The organism is Bradyrhizobium niftali (assembly GCF_004571025.1).
In the GTDB taxonomy this organism is placed as follows: domain Bacteria; phylum Pseudomonadota; class Alphaproteobacteria; order Rhizobiales; family Xanthobacteraceae; genus Bradyrhizobium; species Bradyrhizobium niftali.
On sequence record NZ_SPQT01000001.1, the window covers coordinates 720,541 to 740,962 of the forward strand.

The 20,422-nt window shown below is 62.6% G+C and carries 20 protein-coding genes and 1 pseudogene; all 21 read left to right on the forward strand.

Features of this window, described 5'->3' with window-relative positions; genetic code table 11:
- The first annotated feature begins 119 nt into the window (after nucleotides 1–119).
- The 21 genes and pseudogenes from E4K65_RS03240 to dhaK all read left to right on the forward strand — a co-directional run bounded on the left by E4K65_RS03240 (nucleotide 120) and on the right by dhaK (nucleotide 20,419).
- Nucleotides 120–881, forward strand: coding sequence for an ABC transporter ATP-binding protein (locus E4K65_RS03240; protein ID WP_135172876.1), 762 nt, complete (start codon nucleotides 120–122; stop codon nucleotides 879–881).
- On the forward strand, nucleotides 874–1,575 hold the full coding sequence (locus tag E4K65_RS03245) for an ABC transporter ATP-binding protein (protein ID WP_135172877.1): 702 nt from the start codon (nucleotides 874–876) through the stop codon (nucleotides 1,573–1,575). Before E4K65_RS03240 ends, E4K65_RS03245 begins: the two co-directional genes overlap by 8 nt.
- An 8-nt stretch (nucleotides 1,576–1,583) precedes the next feature.
- A pseudogene (locus E4K65_RS49700) lies at nucleotides 1,584–2,459 on the forward strand (branched-chain amino acid ABC transporter permease); the annotation flags it as partial.
- Between the two features lie 141 nt (nucleotides 2,460–2,600).
- On the forward strand, nucleotides 2,601–3,497 hold the full coding sequence (locus tag E4K65_RS49705; RefSeq protein WP_347340943.1) for a branched-chain amino acid ABC transporter permease: 897 nt from the start codon (nucleotides 2,601–2,603) through the stop codon (nucleotides 3,495–3,497).
- Between the two features lie 96 nt (nucleotides 3,498–3,593).
- Entirely contained in the window at nucleotides 3,594–4,823 is a 1,230-nt protein-coding gene (locus E4K65_RS03255) for an ABC transporter substrate-binding protein (protein WP_135173198.1), read from the forward strand.
- 63 nt (nucleotides 4,824–4,886) lie between these two features.
- A complete protein-coding gene (locus E4K65_RS03260; RefSeq protein WP_135172879.1) occupies nucleotides 4,887–5,549 on the forward strand; it encodes a helix-turn-helix domain-containing protein in 663 nt (220 codons plus the stop codon).
- Between the two features lie 19 nt (nucleotides 5,550–5,568).
- The gene (lhpI, locus tag E4K65_RS03265; RefSeq protein WP_347340937.1) at nucleotides 5,569–6,552 is read left to right on the forward strand and encodes a bifunctional Delta(1)-pyrroline-2-carboxylate/Delta(1)-piperideine-2-carboxylate reductase; all 984 of its coding nucleotides are present in this window, start codon (nucleotides 5,569–5,571) and stop codon (nucleotides 6,550–6,552) included.
- A 2-nt stretch (nucleotides 6,553–6,554) separates the two neighbouring features.
- Nucleotides 6,555–9,872, forward strand: a complete 3,318-nt coding sequence (locus E4K65_RS03270) for a molybdopterin-dependent oxidoreductase (protein WP_135172880.1) — start codon at nucleotides 6,555–6,557, stop codon at nucleotides 9,870–9,872.
- A gap of 33 nt (nucleotides 9,873–9,905) precedes the next feature.
- Complete coding sequence (locus E4K65_RS46890) at nucleotides 9,906–10,079, forward strand: hypothetical protein (RefSeq protein ID WP_167770402.1); 174 nt, start codon at nucleotides 9,906–9,908, stop codon at nucleotides 10,077–10,079.
- 296 nt (nucleotides 10,080–10,375) lie between these two features.
- A complete protein-coding gene (locus tag E4K65_RS03280) occupies nucleotides 10,376–11,722 on the forward strand; it encodes an ABC transporter substrate-binding protein (protein WP_135172882.1) in 1,347 nt (448 codons plus the stop codon).
- Nucleotides 11,723–11,825: 103 nt separating this feature from the next.
- Nucleotides 11,826–12,785, forward strand: coding sequence for a carbohydrate ABC transporter permease (locus tag E4K65_RS03285; protein ID WP_014492573.1), 960 nt, complete (start codon nucleotides 11,826–11,828; stop codon nucleotides 12,783–12,785).
- Entirely contained in the window at nucleotides 12,782–13,735 is a 954-nt protein-coding gene (locus E4K65_RS03290; RefSeq protein ID WP_027548772.1) for a carbohydrate ABC transporter permease, read from the forward strand. Before E4K65_RS03285 ends, E4K65_RS03290 begins: the two co-directional genes overlap by 4 nt.
- Complete coding sequence (locus E4K65_RS03295; RefSeq protein ID WP_135172883.1) at nucleotides 13,732–13,944, forward strand: hypothetical protein; 213 nt, start codon at nucleotides 13,732–13,734, stop codon at nucleotides 13,942–13,944. Before E4K65_RS03290 ends, E4K65_RS03295 begins: the two co-directional genes overlap by 4 nt.
- Before the next feature lie 6 nt (nucleotides 13,945–13,950).
- Nucleotides 13,951–15,048, forward strand: a complete 1,098-nt coding sequence (locus tag E4K65_RS03300; RefSeq protein ID WP_135172884.1) for an ABC transporter ATP-binding protein — start codon at nucleotides 13,951–13,953, stop codon at nucleotides 15,046–15,048.
- Nucleotides 15,041–16,048: an ABC transporter ATP-binding protein gene (locus E4K65_RS03305; RefSeq protein ID WP_135172885.1), complete on the forward strand. Its 1,008-nt coding sequence runs from the start codon at nucleotides 15,041–15,043 to the stop codon at nucleotides 16,046–16,048. The genes E4K65_RS03300 and E4K65_RS03305 overlap by 8 nt, the downstream gene beginning before the upstream one ends.
- A complete protein-coding gene (gene dhaL / locus E4K65_RS03310; RefSeq protein ID WP_135172886.1) occupies nucleotides 16,045–16,659 on the forward strand; it encodes a dihydroxyacetone kinase subunit DhaL in 615 nt (204 codons plus the stop codon). The genes E4K65_RS03305 and dhaL overlap by 4 nt, the downstream gene beginning before the upstream one ends.
- Nucleotides 16,656–17,057, forward strand: a complete 402-nt coding sequence (gene dhaM, locus E4K65_RS03315) for a dihydroxyacetone kinase phosphoryl donor subunit DhaM (protein WP_027548767.1) — start codon at nucleotides 16,656–16,658, stop codon at nucleotides 17,055–17,057. The genes dhaL and dhaM overlap by 4 nt, the downstream gene beginning before the upstream one ends.
- Nucleotides 17,050–17,364, forward strand: a complete 315-nt coding sequence (locus E4K65_RS03320) for an HPr family phosphocarrier protein (protein WP_027548766.1) — start codon at nucleotides 17,050–17,052, stop codon at nucleotides 17,362–17,364. Before dhaM ends, E4K65_RS03320 begins: the two co-directional genes overlap by 8 nt.
- A gap of 5 nt (nucleotides 17,365–17,369) precedes the next feature.
- Nucleotides 17,370–18,968, forward strand: a complete 1,599-nt coding sequence (ptsP, locus tag E4K65_RS03325; protein ID WP_135172887.1) for a phosphoenolpyruvate--protein phosphotransferase — start codon at nucleotides 17,370–17,372, stop codon at nucleotides 18,966–18,968.
- Complete coding sequence (locus E4K65_RS03330; RefSeq protein WP_027548764.1) at nucleotides 18,965–19,390, forward strand: hypothetical protein; 426 nt, start codon at nucleotides 18,965–18,967, stop codon at nucleotides 19,388–19,390. Before ptsP ends, E4K65_RS03330 begins: the two co-directional genes overlap by 4 nt.
- Nucleotides 19,391–19,429: 39 nt before the next feature.
- Nucleotides 19,430–20,419, forward strand: coding sequence for a dihydroxyacetone kinase subunit DhaK (gene dhaK, locus E4K65_RS03335; RefSeq protein ID WP_135172888.1), 990 nt, complete (start codon nucleotides 19,430–19,432; stop codon nucleotides 20,417–20,419).
- Nucleotides 20,420–20,422: the final 3 nt, after the last annotated feature.

Below are 20,422 nucleotides of genomic sequence, written 5' to 3' on the forward strand. Positions count from 1 at the left end.
ACAGAATGATCCTATAGGAAATAAGTTGACGATAGGAAACTTTTGATCAAAGATGGACCCGCGGTCTGGTCCAAACCCGTCTCTCCAAGCTGCGATCCAGACGTCAGCAGGGCAAAGGCATGACGGACGGCGCCGTTTACGCTCTGGAGACTCGCGATCTGAGCCGCGAGTTCGGTGGCTTCTTCGCCGTCAACGGTGTCAACTTCCGCCTTGCCCGCAACAGCATGCACGCCGTGATCGGCCCCAACGGGGCCGGCAAGACCACCCTATTCAACCTACTGACGAAATTCCTTCCGCCTTCAGCCGGCATGATCCTGCACGATGGCCAGGACGTCACCCGCCTCAGCATGCCGGCGATGGCCAAGCGCAGCGTGGTGCGCTCCTTCCAGATCTCCGCAGTCTTCGCCGGATTGACTGTGCGCGAGAATATCGAGCTCGCGCTGCTGCGCGAGCATGGTCTCGCCTGGAATCTGCTCGGCCGGATTGCGCATCATCGTCGCGTGCTGGAGCGCGCCGACGCGTTGCTCGAGCGCTTCGGCCTGACCGACTATGCCGGGACGATGGCGGGCAGTCTTTCCTATGGCCGCAAGCGCGTGCTCGAACTTGCGACGACGCTCGCGCTGGAGCCCAGCGTGCTGCTGCTCGACGAGCCTATGGCAGGGCTCGGTCATGAAGATATCGGGCGGGTGACGCAATTGATCCGAGAGGCCGGCAAGGGCCGTACGGTCTTGCTGGTCGAGCACAACATGAATGTGGTCGCCGAGCTTGCCGACACCATCACGGTGATGGTGCGCGGCGAAGTGCTGGCGCAGGGAAGCTATGCCGAAGTGTCCTCGCGCGCCGACGTGATGGCTGCCTATACGGGGCAGGCACATGAGTGAGAGCCTCGCGGTCTGCGATCTCCAGGCCTGGTACGGCGAGTCCAAAGTCCTGCACGGGATGGATTTCAGTGTCCGCGCCGGGGAAGTGGTGACGCTGCTCGGCCGCAATGGTGCCGGAAAAACCACGACATTGAAGGCGATCATGGGGCTGCTGGACAAGCGCTCGGGCTCGATCGCACTCGATGGCCACGAACTCATCGGTGCCGCACCTTACGACATCGCGCGCAAGGGCATCGCCTTCTGTCCGGAGGAACGCGGCATCTTCGCGAGCCTGAGCGTTCGCGAAAACCTGCTGCTGCCGCCGAAGGTCGCCGCCGGCGGCATGACGGTCGCGCAGATCCTCACGCTGTTTCCCAATCTGAAGGAGCGTCTCGACAGCCAGGGCACCAAGCTGTCCGGCGGCGAGCAGCAGATGCTGGCGCTCGGGCGCATTCTGCACACGGGTGCGCGCATTCTGCTGCTCGACGAGCCGACCGAGGGGCTCGCTCCCATGATCATCCGCCAGATCGGCCGGACGATCACCGAACTGAAGGCGCTCGGCTTCACCATCCTGTTGGTCGAGCAGAATGTCGGCTTCGCCGCCGGCCTGGCCGACCGACACTACATCATGGAGCTCGGGCGTGTCGTCGAGGAAATTCCGGGCGCGGCGTTCGAGGGCCGACTGGGCGCGCTCAAGAGCTATCTCGGACTTTAAAGGGCATCATGACCACGATCCTCGGCGTCCCTTCTGCAGTCCTCTATGGCCAGCTCCTGCTCGGGCTGATCAACGGAGCATTTTACGCCATGCTGAGCCTCGGGCTGGCGGTGATCTTCGGAATGATGAACATCGTGAACTTCGCACATGGTGCGCAGTACATGATCGGCGCGATGGGCGCGTGGCTTCTGCTCAATTATCTCGGCGTCGGCTATTGGTGGGCGCTGATCCTGGCGCCGCTCATCGTCGGTGCGATCAGCATCGTGATCGAGGTGTTACTGCTGCGGCGCCTTTACAAGCTCGACCATCTCTACGGCATGCTCCTCACCTTCGGTCTCGCGCTGATGGTGCAGGGCGCCTTCAGCAACTGGTTCGGATCCTCCGGCCAGCCCTATACGATTCCACAGGCGCTGATGGGTGGCCGCAATCTCGGCTTCATGTTCCTGCCGAACTACCGGGCCTGGGTGATCGTAACCTCTGTCGTGATCTGCCTCGGCACCTGGTACGTCATCGAGCGCACCAAGCTTGGCGCCTACCTGCGAGCCGCAACCGAAAACCCGATGCTGGTACAGGCGTTCGGAATCCGCGTCCCGCGCATGATCACGCTGACCTACGGCGCCGGCGTCGCGCTTGCCGCGCTGGCGGGCGTGCTGGCCGCGCCGGTTTACCAGGTCAGTCCGCTGATGGGCGCAGATCTCTTGATCGTCGTCTTTGCTGTGGTGGTGATCGGCGGCATGGGCTCGATCATGGGCGCGATCGTGACCGGCTTTCTCGTCGGCATCGTCGAAGGCTTGACGAAGGCCTTCTATCCCGAAGCCTCAACGACGGTTGTCTTTGTCGTGATGGCGGTGGTGCTGCTGATCCGTCCAGCGGGGTTGTTCGGCTCGAAGCTCGAGGCGGCGCAGGGCCAACCGCAGTCCGGCCTGTCGGCGACCGCGCCGTCAATGCGTACGCAGACGCTGATCTTCCTGGCACTCGCCTGCTGCCTCGCGGCCGCGCCACTCGTCGTCTATCCCGGCTTCATGATGAAGGCGATGATTTTCGCGCTGTTCGCCTGCGCCTTTAACCTGGTTGCCGGATACGGGCGGCTCGTCTCCTTCGGCCACTCGATGTTCCTGGGCTCGGCCGGCTACGTCTGCGGCCATGCCGCCAAGATCTGGGGGCTATCTCCCGAGCTTGCGATCCTGGCCGGGACTGCGACGGCGGCCATGCTCGGCCTCGTCACCGGCTGGCTCGCTATTCGTCGCAGCGGCATCTACTTCGCGATGGTGACGCTTGCGTTCGCGCAGATGGTCTATTTCGTGGCGCTCCAGGCGCGCTTTACCGGCGGCGAAGACGGGTTGCAGGCCGTTCCACGTGGCATGCTGTTCGGCCTCATCGACCTTTCGCAGCCGGCAAATCTCTACGGCTTCGTGCTGGTGATATTCCTCGGCGGCTTTTTCCTGATCATGCGGCTGGTGGGGTCGCCGTTCGGGCGCGTGTTGAAGGCGATCAGCGATCATGACGTGCGTGCCCAGTCGCTCGGCTTTGAAACCAATCGCTACAAGCTCGTCGCCTTTGTGCTCTCGGCGGCTCTGGCGGGGCTTGCGGGTTCGACCAAGGCGATCGTCAGCCAGCTCGCCAGCCTCACTGACGTGCACTGGTCGATGTCGGGCGAAGTGCTGCTGATGACGTTTCTTGGCGGCGTCGGCACCCTCTATGGCCCGCTGGTCGGCGCCTTCATCGTCGTCGCGATGCAGAACTATCTGGCGGCATTCGGGCAATGGGTCACCGTCATTCACGGCCTGATCTTCGTGCTCTGCGTGCTCGCCTTCCGGCGCGGCATCGTCGGCGAATTGATCGAGCTCTGGCATCGCCTGCGCCGGACACCGCCGGCTGCGTCCGCCGCGCTCCGCGAGGTGGTGGTCGCGCCGCAGGAGTGAGCAGAGACATTTCGAACAGCTTCGCCGTCCGGCGGAGCAGGACAGGACCGGGCCAAACCCGCTCGAGAGAGTGGATCTGACAAGAGGGAATAGATGATGCAACCGACGCCTTCCAAATCCTTGCGCGGGATCGCGGCCGCGCTCTTCCTGGGTTCGTTCGCCGTCGGCGGTCAGGCCACGGCCCAGGTCAGCGACGACGTGGTCAAGATCGGTGTACTGACCGACATGTCCGGCCAGTACTCCGACCTGAATGGGCCGGGCTCGCTCCTGGCGGCGCAGATGGCGGCAGCAGACTTCGGCGGCAAGGTTCTTGGCAAGCCCATCGAGATCATCGGCGCCGATCATCAGCAGAAGGCTGACATCGGCGTCGGCATCGCCCGGCGCTGGATCGAGAACGAGAAGGTCGATGCGATCTCGGACGTCACCAACAGCGCGATTGCGCTCGCGGTGCAGCAGTTGACGCGCGAGACCAACCGCGTCGCGCTGTTCTCGTCGCCGGGGACGACGGATCTGACCGGCAAGCAGTGCTCACCGACCGGCTTTCAGTGGGTCTACGACAACTATTCCAACGCGGTCGGACCGATGAAGGCCCTGATCGACAAGGGCAACGACACCTTCTTCATCATCACCGCCGACTTCGCCTTCGGACATTCGCTCGAGAAGATCGCAAGCGAGGCGATCAAGGCGAGTGGCGGCAAGGTTCTGGGCACCATCCGCCATCCCTTCGGCGCGAACGATCTCTCGGCGTTCCTGCTGCCGGCGCAGGCGTCGAAAGCCAAGGTCATTGTTCTCGCCACCGCCGGCAAGGACATGACGACGGCGATCAAGCAGGCCAATGAGTTCGGTATCATCGCGGGCGGCCAGTCCATCTCCGCGCCGGTCGTGTTCATCACCGACGTCCACGCGATCGGCTTGTCGACCGCGCAGGGGATTTCGTTCATCGAGGGCTTCTATTGGGACCAGAACGACGAGACACGGGCTTTCGCCAAGCGCTTCTTCGAGGTGCGCAATGCCATGCCGACCGCGCCGCAGGCCGGCGTCTATTCTTCGATCCGGCACTATCTCAAGGCGATCCAGGCCGCCGGCACCGATGAAGCCAAGGCCGTGGCTGCCAAGATGCGCGAGCTGCCTGTGGACGACTTCTTCGCCAAGGGCGGCAAGGTGCGCGAGGACGGCCGCATGGTCCACGACATGCTGCTGGTCCAGGTCAAGAAACCTTCCGAATCGAAGCAGCCATGGGACTATTATAATGTCGTGGCGACGGTCTCTGGGGAGCAGGCCTTTCAATCTCTTGCCCAGAGTGAATGCCCGCTCGTAAAGAAATGAGGCAAGTCCCGGCGGTTTCGTGCCGCTGGGCGTCACATACGCAATAAAAGGGAGAGAGCCGCGATGAAGAAGACTGCGACGCGACCGTCGCTGAGGGAGACCGCGGCCGCCGAGATCGTGCCAGCGCGTTTCTCGGCCGACGTCGCGCCGGCCGAGACAAGCGACGATCTCGGTCAGAGGCTGAAGCGCGTACGGATCGAGAAGGGTTGGACCTTGAAAGAGGTGAGCGAGCGCACAGGGGTCGCCCGCTCGACCCTGTCGAAGATCGAGAACGGCCAGATGTCGCCGACCTATGACGTGCTCCAGAAGATCACGCGTGGGGTCGAGCTCGACATCGTCGAGTTGTTCGACCAGCGTCGCCAGAGCGCGCCCTTTGGCCGCCGCAGCGTCACCCGTAGCGGCGAGGGCAAGCCGCATCCGACCGATACTTACGACTACGAAGTGCTGGCGACCGACCTTTCGCAGAAACACATCCTGCCGTTCAAGGCGCGGATCAGGGCGCGCAGCCTGGACGAGTTCCCTGGCTGGGTGCGTCACGAAGGCGAGGAGTTCTTGTGCGTTCTGTCCGGTACCGTCCGGGTGTTCACGGAATTCTATGCTCCCGTCACGCTCGAGGTAGGCGACAGCACCTATTTCGACAGCAAGATGGGCCATGCCATCGTGTCGTTGAGCAAGGAGGATGCCGAAGTCATCTGGATTTGCACCGGCATCAGCGCACTTTCATGATTGGGACGGGATGATACCGATGCTGCGCAGTTACTCCGCTGCCGACGTCCATGCCGCGCTTGCCTTTCCCAAGCTGATCGAAGCATTGCGTGAGGCCTTCAGGCGCGACGGCGAGCCGATGCCGTTGCGGCAGGCCTACGAGGTCGGCGTCGACGGCGCGCCCGCCAGTCTCCTGACGATGCCGGCCTGGGTTCGCGGCGAGGCGCTCGGCGTCAAGCTCGTCACGGTGTTTCCGAAGAACGCCGAGCGCGGTCTCGGAGCGGTGTCCTCGCTCTATTTCCTGCTCGATGGCCAGACCGGCCAGCCGCGCGCCATGATCGACGGCGAAGCCCTGACCAACCGGCGCACTGCGGCCGCCTCGGCGCTGGCATCCGACTATCTGTCGCGCGCCGACAGCCGCACACTGCTTGTCGTCGGAACCGGCCATCTCGCACCTCACCTCGTCGCAGCCCACTGCGCCGTACGTCCGATCGAGAAGGTGCTGGTCTGGGGACGCAATCCTCGGCGCGCGCTGGCCCTGGCCGATACGCTTGTCCGGCGGGGCGTCAACGCAGCCAGTGCGGCCGACCTTGCCGAGGCCTTGCCGCAGGCTGACATCGTCACCTGCGCCACGACGTCGACCGAGCCCTTGGTCAAAGGGGCACTGCTGCGGCCGGGAACCCACGTCGACCTTGTCGGTGCTTTCACACCGCAGATGCGCGAAAGCGACGATGACGCCGTTTTGCGCAGCCGCGTCTTCATCGACACCTATGCCGGAGCACTGGCCGAGGCGGGAGACCTGCTGCAACCCATCGCCGCCGGAAGCTGGAGCGCCGACAGGATTTGCGGCGATCTCCACGAACTGACTAATGGCACGAAGTCGGGTCGCCTTGACCGCAACGAGATCACCCTGTTCAAATCGGTCGGCGCGGCGATCGAGGATCTCACGGCCGCGAGTCTGCTGGCCAATCCGAGTTCCCTCGTGCGGTCTCCCGAGCGAGGGCGCTCGACAACGAAGGCCTGACGATGTCCAAGCAGGAAAAGCCTGGCTTCTGCACGTTGTGCCGCTCCCGCTGCGGCACGCTCAATGTGGTCGAGAATGACAGGCTTGTCGCTGTGCAGCCGAATCCGGCTCATCCAACCGGCAAGGCGTTGTGCCCAAAGGGCAGGGCCGCTCCGGAGATCGCGCACTCGGCCAGGCGCCTGAAGACGCCACTGCGACGCACCGCGCCGAAGGGCGCCCCCGATCCGGGCTTCGTGCCGATTTCCTGGGACGAGGCACTGAGCGAGATCGCCGAACGGCTCGGCCGCTACCGGGAAGAGACCGGGCCGGAATCGGTCGCGTTCGCGGTGACCTCCGGCTCTTCGTCCTCGACATCAGACAGCCTGGACTGGATCCAGCGCTTCGTCCGCGGCTTCGGCAGTCCGAACAACTGCTTCTCCACTGAGATCTGCAACTGGCACAAGGACCACGCCCACGCCTTCACCTTCGGCTGTGGCTTGCCGACGGCGGACTATCGCAATTCCGAACTCATCCTGCTCTGGGGCCACAACCCCGCCAATGTCTGGCTGGCCCAGGCCGAGGCGATCAGCGCCGCGCGGGCGCGCGGCGCCAAGCTTGCGGTGATCGATCCGCGCCTGACCGGCTCGGCGCGCGACGCCGATCTGTGGCTGCGGATCCGCCCCGGCACCGATGCTGCGCTGGCGCTTGGCCTGGCACGCTGGTTGATCGTCAACCGCGCCTATGACGCCGAGTTCGTACGACGCTGGACCAATGCCGCCTTCCTGGTCCGCAACAGCGACGGCTGCTTTTTGCGCGCCGGCGATATCGGGCTCCAGGGCGACGGCTTCCTGGTCTGGGACGAGGCCGCGGGTCGCGCGGCGCTCGCCGCGGACGGACTAGCTGTGGCTGCGCTCGAAGGAAACTTCGAAGTGATCGATCCCGAGGGTCCTATCGCCTGCCGCACCGGTTTCGACCACTATGTCGCGGCGGCCGAGCCTTACGATCCCGCGACGGTCGAGCGTACCACCGGTATTCCGGCGGCGCAGGTCGAGCAACTCGCGGCCACGATCTCGGCTGCGGCATCGGTTTGCTATCACGGCTGGACCGGGCTCGGACAGCATACAAATGCCTCACAGACCGAACGCGCCGTCGCAACGCTCTATGCACTGACCGGCTGCTTCGATGCGCCGGGCGGCAATGTCCGGATGCCCAGCCTTCCGGTGCCCTCGTTGCATTCCATCGCGATGATCCCGCTGGAGACGAGAGCGCGCACGCTCGGCCTCTCGGAGCGCCCGCTCGGCCCGCCTACCGACGGCTGGATCACCTCCAGCGATTTCTATGACGCGGCCCTGACCGGCAAGCCTTACCGCGTGCGCGCGCTGTTCGCGTTCGGCTCCAATCTTCTCGTGTCGCATCCAGCGCCGGAGCGTGGACGGGAGGCGCTGAAGGCGCTCGACTTCCAGGTCCATTGCGATCTGTTCCTGAACCCGACCGCCGAGATGGCCGACATCGTGCTGCCGGTCTCGAGCCCCTGGGAGCACGAGGCGCTGCGCCTGGGCTTCGAGATTTCGCCCGAGGCGCAGGAACTGGTGCAGCTGCGCCCGCAGATGATTCCGCGGCAGGGCGAGGCCCGTTCGGATATGTGGATCGTGTTCCAGCTCGCCAAACGGCTCGGCATGGGCGAGCTGTTCTTCGACGGCGATGTCGAGAAAGGCTTTGAGCATCTGCTTGCGCCGCTCGGCCTCGACCTCGAAGCGCTGCGGGCCAGGCCGGAGGGCATTCGCGTGCCGCTCAAGCATCTCCACCGCAAATATGAGACGACCGGCTTCGCCACCCAGACCGGCAAGGCCGAGCTCTATTCGGAACTCCTGCATCGCCATGGCTACCCTGCGGTACCGCGCTTCATCGAGCCAACCGAGCGTCGTGACGAGGCGTTTCCGCTGACGCTGTTCTCCGCCAATAGCGGCTATTTCTGCCATAGCCAGCATCGGGGCATCAATACGTTGCGTCGCAAGCGCGCGGAGCCGACGGCCGAGATTCATCCTGAACTCGCCCGCCGCAGGCGTATCCAGGAAGGTGACTGGATGCGCGTCAGCAGCCGCATGGGCGCGATCCGGATGCGGGCCATCTTTAACGATGCGCTCGCGCAGGATGTGGTGGCGAGCGATTATGGCTGGTGGCAGCCGGCGCCGGATCTTGGCCTTCCGGGCTATCTTCCGGACGCGACACAGCCTGTCGGTGCGAGTTTCAACGCCATCATCGCTGAAGATGGCCGCGATCCCCTGAGCGGGGCACTGGCGCTGCGCTCTTTTGCCTGCGATGTCGCACCTGAGGAGGGTACGTCCTGGCAGGGCTGGCGGTCATTCGCCGTCGCGGAGCGTCGCGAGGAATGTTCCGATGTGGTTGGGCTCACATTGCGGCCCGTCGACGGTGGCTCGCTTCCCGCTTTCCGGCCGGGCCAGTATGTCAGCGTCCGGATGGGCGGTGCGATCCGATCCTATTCGCTCACCGGAGCCGCGGCCGCGTCACACGAGGCCTACGACATCGGCGTCAGGCACATCGAGGGCGGGCGGGTCTCGACGGCGATCAGGCATGGGCTCGCGCCCGGTGACGTTGTCGAACTACAGTCACCGAAAGGTGGCTTCGTCCTGCCGCTGCGCAACGAATTTCCGGTCGTTCTGATCGCCGGCGGCATCGGCATCACACCATTCCTGTCCTATCTCGAAACGCTGGAGGGAACTAGCGACGAACCGCGTGTGACGCTGCACTATGGCTGCCGGGATAACGAGAGCCGCCCGTTCCAGCATCGGCTCGAGGCGCTGCGGCAGAGGCTTCCGAACCTGACCCTCGTCACACATTTGAGCCAGCCGCGAAGCGGCGATCGCTTTGACCGGCAGGGCCGGTTCACCGTGTCGGATCTCGATCCGGAATTGTTGCACAAGCGTGCGCGCTTCTACATGTGCGCATCCGATGCGATGATGGAAGAGGTGAGCGCGGGTCTGCAGGCGCGTGGCGTGCCTGCATTCGAGATCTTCAGGGAACGTTTCCGTTCGCCCGCGCCATCCGCGCTCGACCGCCTCGTGCCGCGCCGGATTCATTTCGCCCGCTCTGGCCGAACACTGACATGGTCGCCGCAGGTGCCGCTGATTAGCATCCTTGCGACGGCGGAAGGCGCCGGGCTTGCGCTTCCGAGTGGTTGCCGTGTCGGACAATGCGAAAGCTGTGCCGTGCCGATAAAGACCGGCGAGGTTCGTCATTTCGTCGATTGCGCGGATCTGGATGGGGGGCATTGCCTGACATGCCAGGCCGTCCCTCTTTCCGATCTTGTCATCGACGCATAACGGGCAGGCCTCCAAGCGATTTCAAAATCGGAGGTGCCGGGTTTCGAGGCCAAAGCTGACGTTACGCGCACGTTCACCCTCGGCGAATTCAACCGCGAGGTGAGGGAGATCATCTGCGCCATAGCTCGCGGCTCGTGCATCGCAAGCGTGATCACCCATCCAGATCTGATGCGCGCGGACATGCGACTGTTCCGGCGCGAGGTGTGAGGTTTCGGTACACACAGCAGTCGCCGTAATGTTTTCCTACGGGCTACCCCGCTCGACAGCTTCTGGCGCACGGTCAGATAACGGCGTCCAGGAAGAGCCTGCTTGCAATGTTTAGTATCTCGTGGTTTACTAAACAAATCGAGCCTGGCTGAATCCCTAAGAATCCGGGCAGGCGCGAGGAAACGTCCGTTTAGTCGTTCAGCCCGTGAAGGACTGTATCGCTCTGCTCGAAGCATTCGAGCGGGTTGGAGAGTCGCGCCATGTCGATGGCCGGCCCCACTGTGAGGGAAAGCGTTATGAAACAGACAGTGAATGCGCTTCTTACTACTTGCGGAGTTCTCGCATCCGCGCTCGGTGTCGGAGTGGGGACTACTCCTGCGCATGCGCAGGCCAAGACCATTACGCTGTGCTGGGCCGCGTGGGATCCAGCCAACGCCCTGGTCGAATTGTCGAAGGACTTCACCGCCAAGACCGGCGTCGGCATGAAGTTCGAGTTCGTGCCGTGGACCAACTATGCCGACCGCTTCCTGAACGAGCTCAATTCGCATGGCTCGCTGTGCGATCTCATCATCGGGGATTCGCAATGGATCGGGGGCGCCGCCGAGAACGGTCAGTACGTCAAGCTCAACGATTTCTTCAAGAAGGAAGGAATCAGCATGGACGACTACATGCCGGCGACAGTGGTCGGCTATTCCGAGTGGCCGAAGAACAGCCCGAACTATTGGGCGCTGCCCGCCATGGGTGACGCGGTGGGCTGGACCTATCGCAAGGACTGGTTTGCGCGGCCTGAGATTCAGGCGGATTTCAAGGCCAAATACGGCCGCGATCTCGCCGTGCCGAAGACGCTCGATGAACTGCGCGACATCGCAAAATTCTTCCAGGGCCGCGAGATCGACGGCAAGAAGGTCTATGGCGCTTCGATCTATACCGAGCGGGGCTCGGAAGGCATCACCATGGGCGTGTCGAACTACCTCTATGATTACGGCTTCCAATATCAGGATCCGAAGAAGCCGTATTCAATGGACGGGTTCGTCAACTCGCCAGGCGCCGTGAAGGGGCTCGAGGCCTACAAGGAGCTCTACAAGTGCTGCACGCCGCCCGGCGCATCCAACTCCTACATGTCCGAAGGCCTTGATGCGTTCAAGTCGGGGCAAGTCGCGCTGCAGATGAACTTCTTCGCCTTCTTCCCGGGCCTCTACAAGGATCCGAACGTCGGTGGGGACAAGATCGGCTTCTTCAGCAATCCCGCCGGCGCCGCGACCCAGGCAACGCAGCTCGGCGGGCAGGGCATCTCGGTCGTTTCTTATTCCAAGAACCAGGCCGAGGCGCTGCAATATATCAAATGGTTCTCCGGTGGAGATGTGCAGAAGAAGTGGTGGGCGCTGGGCGGCTATTCCTGCGCCAAGTCAGTGTTGAACGATCCGGGCTTCCCGAACAGCGCGCCGTTTGCCGGCGAGTTCTTGAAGTCGATGGGAATGGTCGTCGACTTCTGGGCCGAGCCTTCCTATGCGCAACTCCTGCAAGCCGAACAGAAGCGCGTGCATGACTACGTGGTGGCGGACAAGGGCACCGCGCAGGAAGCGCTCGATGGCCTGGTAAAGGACTGGAAGGCGATCTTCAAAGAAGAAGGCAAGAAGTTCTAGGGCAAACGCCTGGAGCGCACGCCGAGCGCGCTCCAGGCTCTCTTCGGTAGAACCCGCAGGCGTCGCATAGACGGCAATCGCGACGCCAGGATTGACCAAGGCCATGAACGATTTAAGTACCTCGTCGCAGATCACCTACCGGGCCGTCCCGATCCGACCAGGCGTGATACGTCGTATCCGCGGCCTTTCGGACCAGGCGCTCGCATGGCTCTTCATCACACCGACGATCGTGCTGCTGCTGGCGATCAATATCTTCCCGCTGGTATGGACGATCTACCTGTCCTTTACCAACTACCGCGCCAATCGGCCGAACGCGCCGACGCTATGGCTGGGGACCGATTGGTACCAGTCGATCCTGACCGATCCGGATATCTGGGCGGCGATGCAGGTCACGGCGCATTTCGTGGTTTGGACCGTGCTGATCGAGACTGTGCTCGGATTCGGCCTTGCATTCCTGATCGACAAGAAATTCCGTGGCCATGGCCTGTGGACCACGATCATTCTATTGCCGATGATGCTCTCACCCGCGGTTGTCGGCAATTTCTGGACCTTCCTCTATCAGCCGCAGATCGGGCTGTTCAACTACGTGGTCGCCTTCTTCACGGGGCGCGGCGCTTCGTCGTTCCAGATGCTGGGAGACGTGACCCTCAGTCCGTGGGCCATCGTCATCGTCGACGCCTGGATGTGGACGCCTTACGTGATGCTGATTTGCCTGGCGGGGCTGCGGTCCATCCCGGATTACATTTATGAGGCAGCGGAGGTCGACCGCGCGTCGAATTGGCGGCAGTTCTGGTCGATCACGCTGCCGATGGCTCTGCCGTTCATCATGCTCGCGGTGCTCTTTCGCGGGATCGAGAATTTCAAGATGTTCGACATGGTCAATCTCCTGACCGGAGGAGGGCCGGGTTCGACCACGGAGGTCGCTTCGATCACACTGAAGCGCGCAGCCTTTGAGAGCTGGCGAACCGGCTATTCCTCGGCCTTCGCGATCATTCTGTTCGTGACAGTGTTTGGCCTTGCCAACATCTACGTCAAGGCGCTGAACCGGGTGAAAAGCCGATGAGCGCGTCAAACGCAGCCCACTCAGTCGTCGAGCCGTCGACCGGCACTCGCCGCTTTGCCGGCCTGCTCGTCATACTCTATGCCATCATAACGATGGTTCCGCTGATATGGATCGTGCTCACCTCGTTCAAGTCACCTGACGATGCGATCTCCTATCCGCCGAAGGTCTTCTTCAAGCCCTCCCTTGAAGGCTATTGCAACGTCTTCACAACGCGCTCGCGCCAGACCCAGGAGTTTATCCAGACGCTGGGGCCACCGCAGGGGCTTTGTGACAACATCGCGCGCAGCCGCAACATGGTTGTCGCCGGGCCGTCGAACTATGTGCCGCGCTTCATCAACTCGCTGATCATCGCCTTTGGCTCGACGGTGCTTGCCGTCGCGCTCGGTACGCTCTCGGCTTACGGCTTTTCGCGCTTCCGCGTGCCTCTCAAGGACGACCTCCTGTTCTTCATTCTTTCGACCAGAATGATGCCGCCAATCGCGGTCGCGATCCCGATCTACCTGATGTACCGGACCGTCGGGTTATCGGATACCCGTCTCGGGATGATCCTGCTCTACACCTCGGTGAACGTCTCGCTCGCCGTCTGGCTTCTCAAGGGCTTCATCGACGAAATCCCGCGCGAATACGAAGAAGCAGCAATGATCGATGGCTATACGCGCTTCCAGGCTTTCGTGAAGGTGGTTCTCCCGCAGGCAACGACCGGGATTGCCGCAACGGCAATCTTCTGCCTGATTTTTGCCTGGAACGAATACGCCTTTGCGGTCCTCCTGACCTCTGGCAACGCCCAGACCGCGCCCCCTTTCATTCCGATCATCATCGGCGAGGGCGGTCAGGATTGGCCCGCAGTAGCCGCCGGTACGACGATCTTCCTTGTGCCGATCGTCGTGTTCACGGTGCTGCTCCGCAAGCATCTTCTGCGCGGCATTACCTTTGGGGCCGTCCGCAAATGAACCTTGATGTGAACATGTCAACGCCGCACGTCAGCCTGACGAGCAGAATGTTGCGGCGCGGTCCGCTGGAAGCGGTCGCGACGACGATCATTGCCGCAGGCGTGGTCATGCTGATGCAGCCGTTTTCTCTAACGCTTTATTCCTGGTCTTTCGTGGTCACTCTCTTTGGGACGGTGACGTTCACGATCGTCTCGAAGGTCCGGGAGTAGCGCTCGATGGCACAGATCAGGGTCGAAGCGCTCAACAAATCCTTTGGAGAGTTTCACGCAGTCAAGGGCGCGAGCTTTACGGTGGATGACGGACAGTTCCTTTGTCTTCTTGGGCCTTCCGGGTGCGGCAAGACGACAACGCTGCGGATGATTGCAGGGCTGGAATTGCCGACATCCGGAACGATCAGCGTCGACGGTGAGGACGTGACGATGAACCGTGCCTCCGCGCGAGATATCGCCTTCGTCTTTCAGCTATTTGCGCTCTATCCGCATATGAATGTCCGGCGCAATATCGGGTTTCCGCTCAAATGCGAGGGGATTGGAGCTGCGGAGTGCGACCGGCGCGTGGTGGAGGCCGCTCGGATCCTGCGTATCTCCCATCTCCTTGATCGGTCGGTTTCGACCCTCACCGGCGGCGACCGTCAGCGCGTCGCGCTTGGGCGGGCGATCGTCCGCAAGCCGAAGTGCTTCCTGATGGACGAGCCGCTCGGAGCGCTCGATACCGAAATGCGCGAGGCGATGATCCAGGAATTGCGCGCGCTGCATGACCGGCTTGGCGCGACGACGGTTTACGTCACGCATGATCAACTGGAAGCCATGGCAATGGCGGACCTGATTGCGGTGATGAACAACGGCGTGGTCGAGCAGATTGCGAGTCCGCGCGACATTTATGACCGGCCTGTTTCGCTCTTCGTCGCCGACTTCATCGGTTCTCCGGCGATGAATTTCCTGCCGTTTCGCGGCAGCCTGCAAGCCGGGGCGCAGGCGATCCGGCTCGGGGATCGCGAAGTTGCGATACCCACCGCACGCGAGGCGTTGGTGGAGAGCGACCTTGTCCTGGGCGTCAGACCCGAGCATGTGCGTTTTTCCGATAGCGGCGTGGTGCGGGGCGAGATCTATGGGTCGGAATATCTTGGCACGACGCAGATCGTGACGGTGACGACGTCTTACGGCGCTCTCAAGGCACGCTCGCCCGCCAGCATGCCCTTTCAGATTGGGGTGAATGTCGGGCTCGATTTTCGGCCCGATACGTTATCGCTCTTCGACCAGGGGTCGGGACGGGCAATACGCACCGCATTGTACGAGGGAGGCGAGCATGGCTGAAGTCGAGATCGGGGCGGTCTCCAAGGCGTTTGGCAAGACGCAAGCCGTCGTCGATCTGTCTCTCACCATTGGAGACGGCGAATTCGTTGCGTTGCTGGGGCCGACCGGGGCCGGCAAGACGACGACGCTGCGTCTCGTCGCCGGATTAGAGGCGCCCGACAGCGGTTCGGTCCGCATCGACGGACGCGATGTGACCAGTGATGCGCCGGCGGATCGCGACGTCGCCTTCGTATTCCAGCAATATTCGTTGTACCCGCATCTGACCGTGTTCGAGAACATGGCCTTTGCGCTACGCGCGCCGACTCGCCGGCTGCCGGAGGCCGAAATTCGCGCAAAGGTCGGACAGGTTGCGCGTCTTCTTCATATCGAAGCCAAGCTCCACAGCAAGGCGACCCAGTTGTCGGGCGGGCAGATGCAGCGCGTTGCGATTGGCCGCGCTCTGGTGCGCTCGCCCTCGATCTACCTGATGGACGAGCCGCTTTCTTCGCTCGATGCCAAGCTGCGCGGTGAAATGCGCCTGGAGCTTAAGCGCATCCAGATCGATCTCGGCGCGACGATCCTCTACGTCACCCACGATCAAACCGAGGCTATGACCATGGCGTCGCGCATCGGCGTGATGGAGGCCGGGCGATTGATGCAGATCGGAACGCCGCGCGAGATTTACGAGAACCCGGTAAACAGCTATGTCGCTGCCCGGCTCGGCCAGCCGATGATCAACCTGCTGCCGGCCGGTCTGTTTGCGGGGGCTCCGTCGAGCGCCAAGACCATCGGGGCGCGTACCGAGCACCTGGCTATCACGCGCAATGGCGGAGACGTGTCGGCAACCGTTACGCGGGTCGAGCATCTCGGCGACCAGAGTCATTTGCACCTGGATCTCGGTGGCCAACCCGTTGTGACGTTGGCGGAGTCTGAGACCACGTTAGATGTCGGCGACGTGGTGTCACTTCGCCTCAACAAGCCGCTGTTCTTCGACGCGGCCGGCAGGAGGGTCGCAGCATGAGTCTCGATCGGGCCTCCAGGGAAGAGCTGGTGCGAGCGCTTGCGGAAGCGGTGATCCAGCACGCCGACGAGCTGACCGGCCTCGATCAAGCGATCGGTGACGGCGATCATGGGTTGAACATGAAGCGCGGCTTCGAAGCCGTGCTCGCGACATTGCCTGGCCTTGCGGACAAAGCACTGCCGGAAATGCTGAAGTCGATCGGAATGACGCTGGTCATGAAGGTCGGCGGGGCCTCTGGGCCACTGGTCGGGACCTTCTTCATGGAGCTGGGCAAGGCGCTTCCGGAGCAGCCGACACGTGCAGAATTTGTCGCGGCCGCGGATATGGCGATTAACGCCGTGAAGGCACGCGGACGCTCAGAAGCAGGACAGAAGACCCTGCTCGACGTGCTGGTGCCGGTGCAAGCGGTATTGGCCGCGGGTGGCGATGCGCGGGCGATTGCGATGGAGGCAGCGCAGGCGGCCGATCGCACGACGCCGATGCTCGCCATTCGCGGCAGGGCTTCTTTTCTCGGCGAACGTTCGATTGGTCACATGGACCCCGGTTCGCGCTCGGTGTCCCTGTTGATCGGCGCTGCAGCCAAAGTATTGGAGTTCGAGGCAAGGTTATGAACAGTCAAGATCGCGGTAATGTCGGAATTGTCATCGTTTCACATTCGCCCAAGATTGCGGAAGGCGCGGCAGATATGGTGCGTCAGATGGTGGGCAATGCGGTGCCGCTCGCCTGGACCGGCGGCGATGTCGATGGAGGGCTCGGCACGAATGTTGCTGGAATCCTGGAGGCGATCGAGGCGGCGTGGTCCCCATCAGGTGTGGCTGTGCTCGTTGATCTCGGTGGAGCGGAGACAAATTCCGAGATGGCGGTAGAAATGTTAGCCGAAGATCGGAGGGCGCGCGTCGTCGTCTGCAATGCTCCGGTGGTCGAAGGAGCGGTGATTGCAGCGACGGAATCCTCGGGTGGCTCATCGCTCGCAGCCGTCAAGCGTAGCGCGGAGGAATTCTATGCATGATGCCCACGCCAGCCGGGCAGGTGAGACGTCGGTGCCGCTGACCGCCTCGGCGGTTCTCGTCAACAAGGTCGGTCTTCATGCGCGGCCGTCGGTCAAGCTCACGCAGTGTGCGAAGAGGTTTGCCGCAAAGATCGAACTCGCCCTCTCTGGAGACGGGCCTTGGACGGATGCCAAGAGTCCGGTGAAGGTGATGCGTGTAAAAGCTCCGCAGGGGGCGACGCTGCATTTCCGGGTCACCGGACCGGACGGAGAGGTGGCGCTTGCTGCCGTGCTTGCGCTTGTGCATGACGGTTTTGGTGAGGCTTAACAGCAGTGGCAGAGATCCAACTTATCGGCCGTGCCGCATCGCCGGGCCTCGCGTTCGGGCCGGTCGCCGTGCTGACTGCGGCCGTGGCCGGGCGAATGGCGAGCGAGGATCCGGAGCAGGAGGCTGCAGCGCTGCGGTCGGCGATTGAGGGGGCGAGGGCGGAACTCGCCGAGCAGATCAAGACGATTCAGAGTGAGGCGGCAGACATTCTGGAGTTCCAGGCCGCCATGCTGGAGGACGATTCACTAACAGACACGGCATATGAACTTATCGCGATCGGGATCACTGCCGACCATGCCTGGCGCCGGGCACTCGACCTAGAGATCGCCGGCTATCGCGCGGCTGAAGATGAATATTTCCGTGCCCGCGCCGTTGATATCGTTGACATCCGCGATCGCGTGCTTGCGCATCTGGGCGGTGTGGAGGCTGTCGCCGGAATCGCGGGCGGTTCGATTGTTGCGGCTGAAGATATCACGCCTTCGACCTTTCTTGCGACTGACTGGTCGCAAGGCGGCGCGATCGCGCTGGCCAGTGGCTCACCTTCCTCCCATGTCGCGATGTTGGCGCGCGCGCGCGGGGCGCCGATGGTCGTTGGATTAGGTCCGTTGTCGTGGCACGGACAGCCGCCGGTCTTGGCGCTGGTAGACGGCGACGCCGGAAGGGTCATCTTCGATCCGGAGCCGGAGACCATCCGTCTCTTTGAGCTGCGTATGGCGGCTGCGAAGGCCGAACGAACTGTCGCCGAGGCGACCAGCCTTGCGCCTGCCTTCGTCGCCAATGGTCGGCGGATAACGGTTCTGCTCAATGTCGCCGGGCCTGAAGACCTTGCAAACCTTGATCCCGCAATTTGCGACGGCATCGGCCTTGTACGCACGGAATTCCTGTTCGAGGCGGCTCACGGCCTGCCGGACGAGGAAACGCAATACAGGGTCTATCGGGACATTCTCGTCTGGGCTCAAGATAAGCCGGTGACGATCCGGACCTTGGATGCGGGCGGAGACAAGCAGGTTCCCGGTTTGACGGTCGAAGGTGAGAGCAATCCGTTTCTCGGTCTCCGCGGTATCCGCCTCTCGCTCGCGCGGCCGGAGGTGTTTCGCATGCAGCTCCGCGCGCTCTGCCGTGCGGCTGTCCATGGCACGCTGAAAGTGATGTTGCCCATGGTAGCGGTCCCGTCGGAATTGGACCGCGCGAACGAAATGCTTGACGCGGAGTTCACAGCCCTCCAAGCGAAAGGAGTTGCCTGCGCTCGCCCGCCGCTCGGCATTATGGTCGAGGTTCCAGCGGCGGCGCTCTGTGCAGCGGATTTTGGCGCTGCATTCTATTCCATCGGTTCGAACGATCTAACCCAGTACACGATGGCGGCGGCGCGCGACATCGGCGCAGTCGCTGACCTCAATGATACCAGCAATCCAGCTGTGCTGGCTCTGATAGCCGCGACCGTCGAGGCCGGGCTAAAGCGTGGCGTTGAGGTTTCGCTCTGTGGCGACGCCGCGGCCAACACTCACCTGACGGCGGCGCTGCTCGCCACCGGATTGACAACTCTCTCGGTGTCGCCGATTGCCGTCGCACGGCTCAAGGCCGCAATCGCAAAGGTGAGTTCATGAAGGACGATGTCGGCAAGGACACGCCCGGTGACAAGAATGTCGCAGAATACAAGATAATCCTGCGAAAGGTACTCGACAATCGGCCCTCGGGAACGCGCCTGAAGCTTGCGGCGGCGCTGGGCAAGAATCGCTCTTTCGTGAGTCAAATCACGAATCCGGCTTACCTGGTGCCGATCCCGGCGAAGCATGTCACGGTCATCTTCGACGTCTGCCATCCGTCCAGCGCCGAGCGTGCGGCATTTCTCGATGCGTATGGCCGCGCACACCCCGGAAGACTGCGCGCACCCCACCGCGAAGCGCGCACGCGTGTCATTACGGTGACCGTTCCTGAACTTGGTGACGACAAGAAGAATCGTGCGCTCGAGCAGCTCATCGTGGATTTCGCGGCGCAGCTCGCGCGCTTTGCAGAAAGCGTCGGTTAGCCATTGAGTTGAACTTTGGACCGGACTGGGAGAACGTTCATGAAAAAGCTGATCAACAGCGCGGATACGGTGCTCGAAGAAAGCCTTGACGGTCTAGCCGCAGCGCACGCGGATCTGCTTGTGCTCGGCCCCGAGCGCAAATTTGTGCGTCGTCGGACTCTGAAGCCAGGCAAGGTCGCGCTGATTTCGGGAGGCGGTTCGGGACATGAGCCGCTGCACGCGGGCTTTGTCGGCCTCGGCATGCTTGACGCGGCTTGCCCCGGCCAGGTCTTCACCTCGCCGACACCTGACCAGATGATCGAGGCCGCGGAGGCCGTTGATACCGGCGCAGGCGTGCTGTTCATCGTCAAGAACTACGAAGGCGACGTGATGAATTTCACCATGGCAGCCGAGATGGCTGGCCGAGAAGTCGCAAGCGTGGTGACGAACGATGACGTGGCGGTCGAAAAGTCGACCTACACGACCGGTCGTCGCGGTGTCGCTGGAACGTTGATCGTGGAAAAAATGATCGGCGCCGCGGCCGAAACGGGTATGCCCCTTGCCGCGCTCAAGACGCTCGGTGACGACGTCAATCGGCGTACGCGCTCGATGGGGGTCGCACTGCTGCCATGTACAGTGCCAGCGGCCGGACGGCCAAATTTTGTTTTGGCCGACGATGAGATGGAGATGGGCGTCGGCATTCACGGTGAACCTGGCCGTCGCAGGGTGCCGTTGGCTTCCGCGGATGCGATCGCCGCTGAGCTGGTCGAGGCAATTCTGAAGGATCTTGGGCCCAGGAGAGGCAGCGAAGTGCTGCTTCTCGTCAATGGGTTTGGCGCGACGCCTTTGATCGAGCTCTATCTGATGGTCAATGCCGCCAAGCGGATCTTGGATCGCGCAGGAATAGCGGCAACGCGTTTCCTGACCGGTTCCTACGTCACATCGCTAGACATGGCCGGCGTCTCGATCACCGTATCTGTACTCGATAACGACGCCGCTAAATTGTGGGATGCCCCGGTGCATACCGCGGCGCTGCGGTGGGGAGCCTGATAT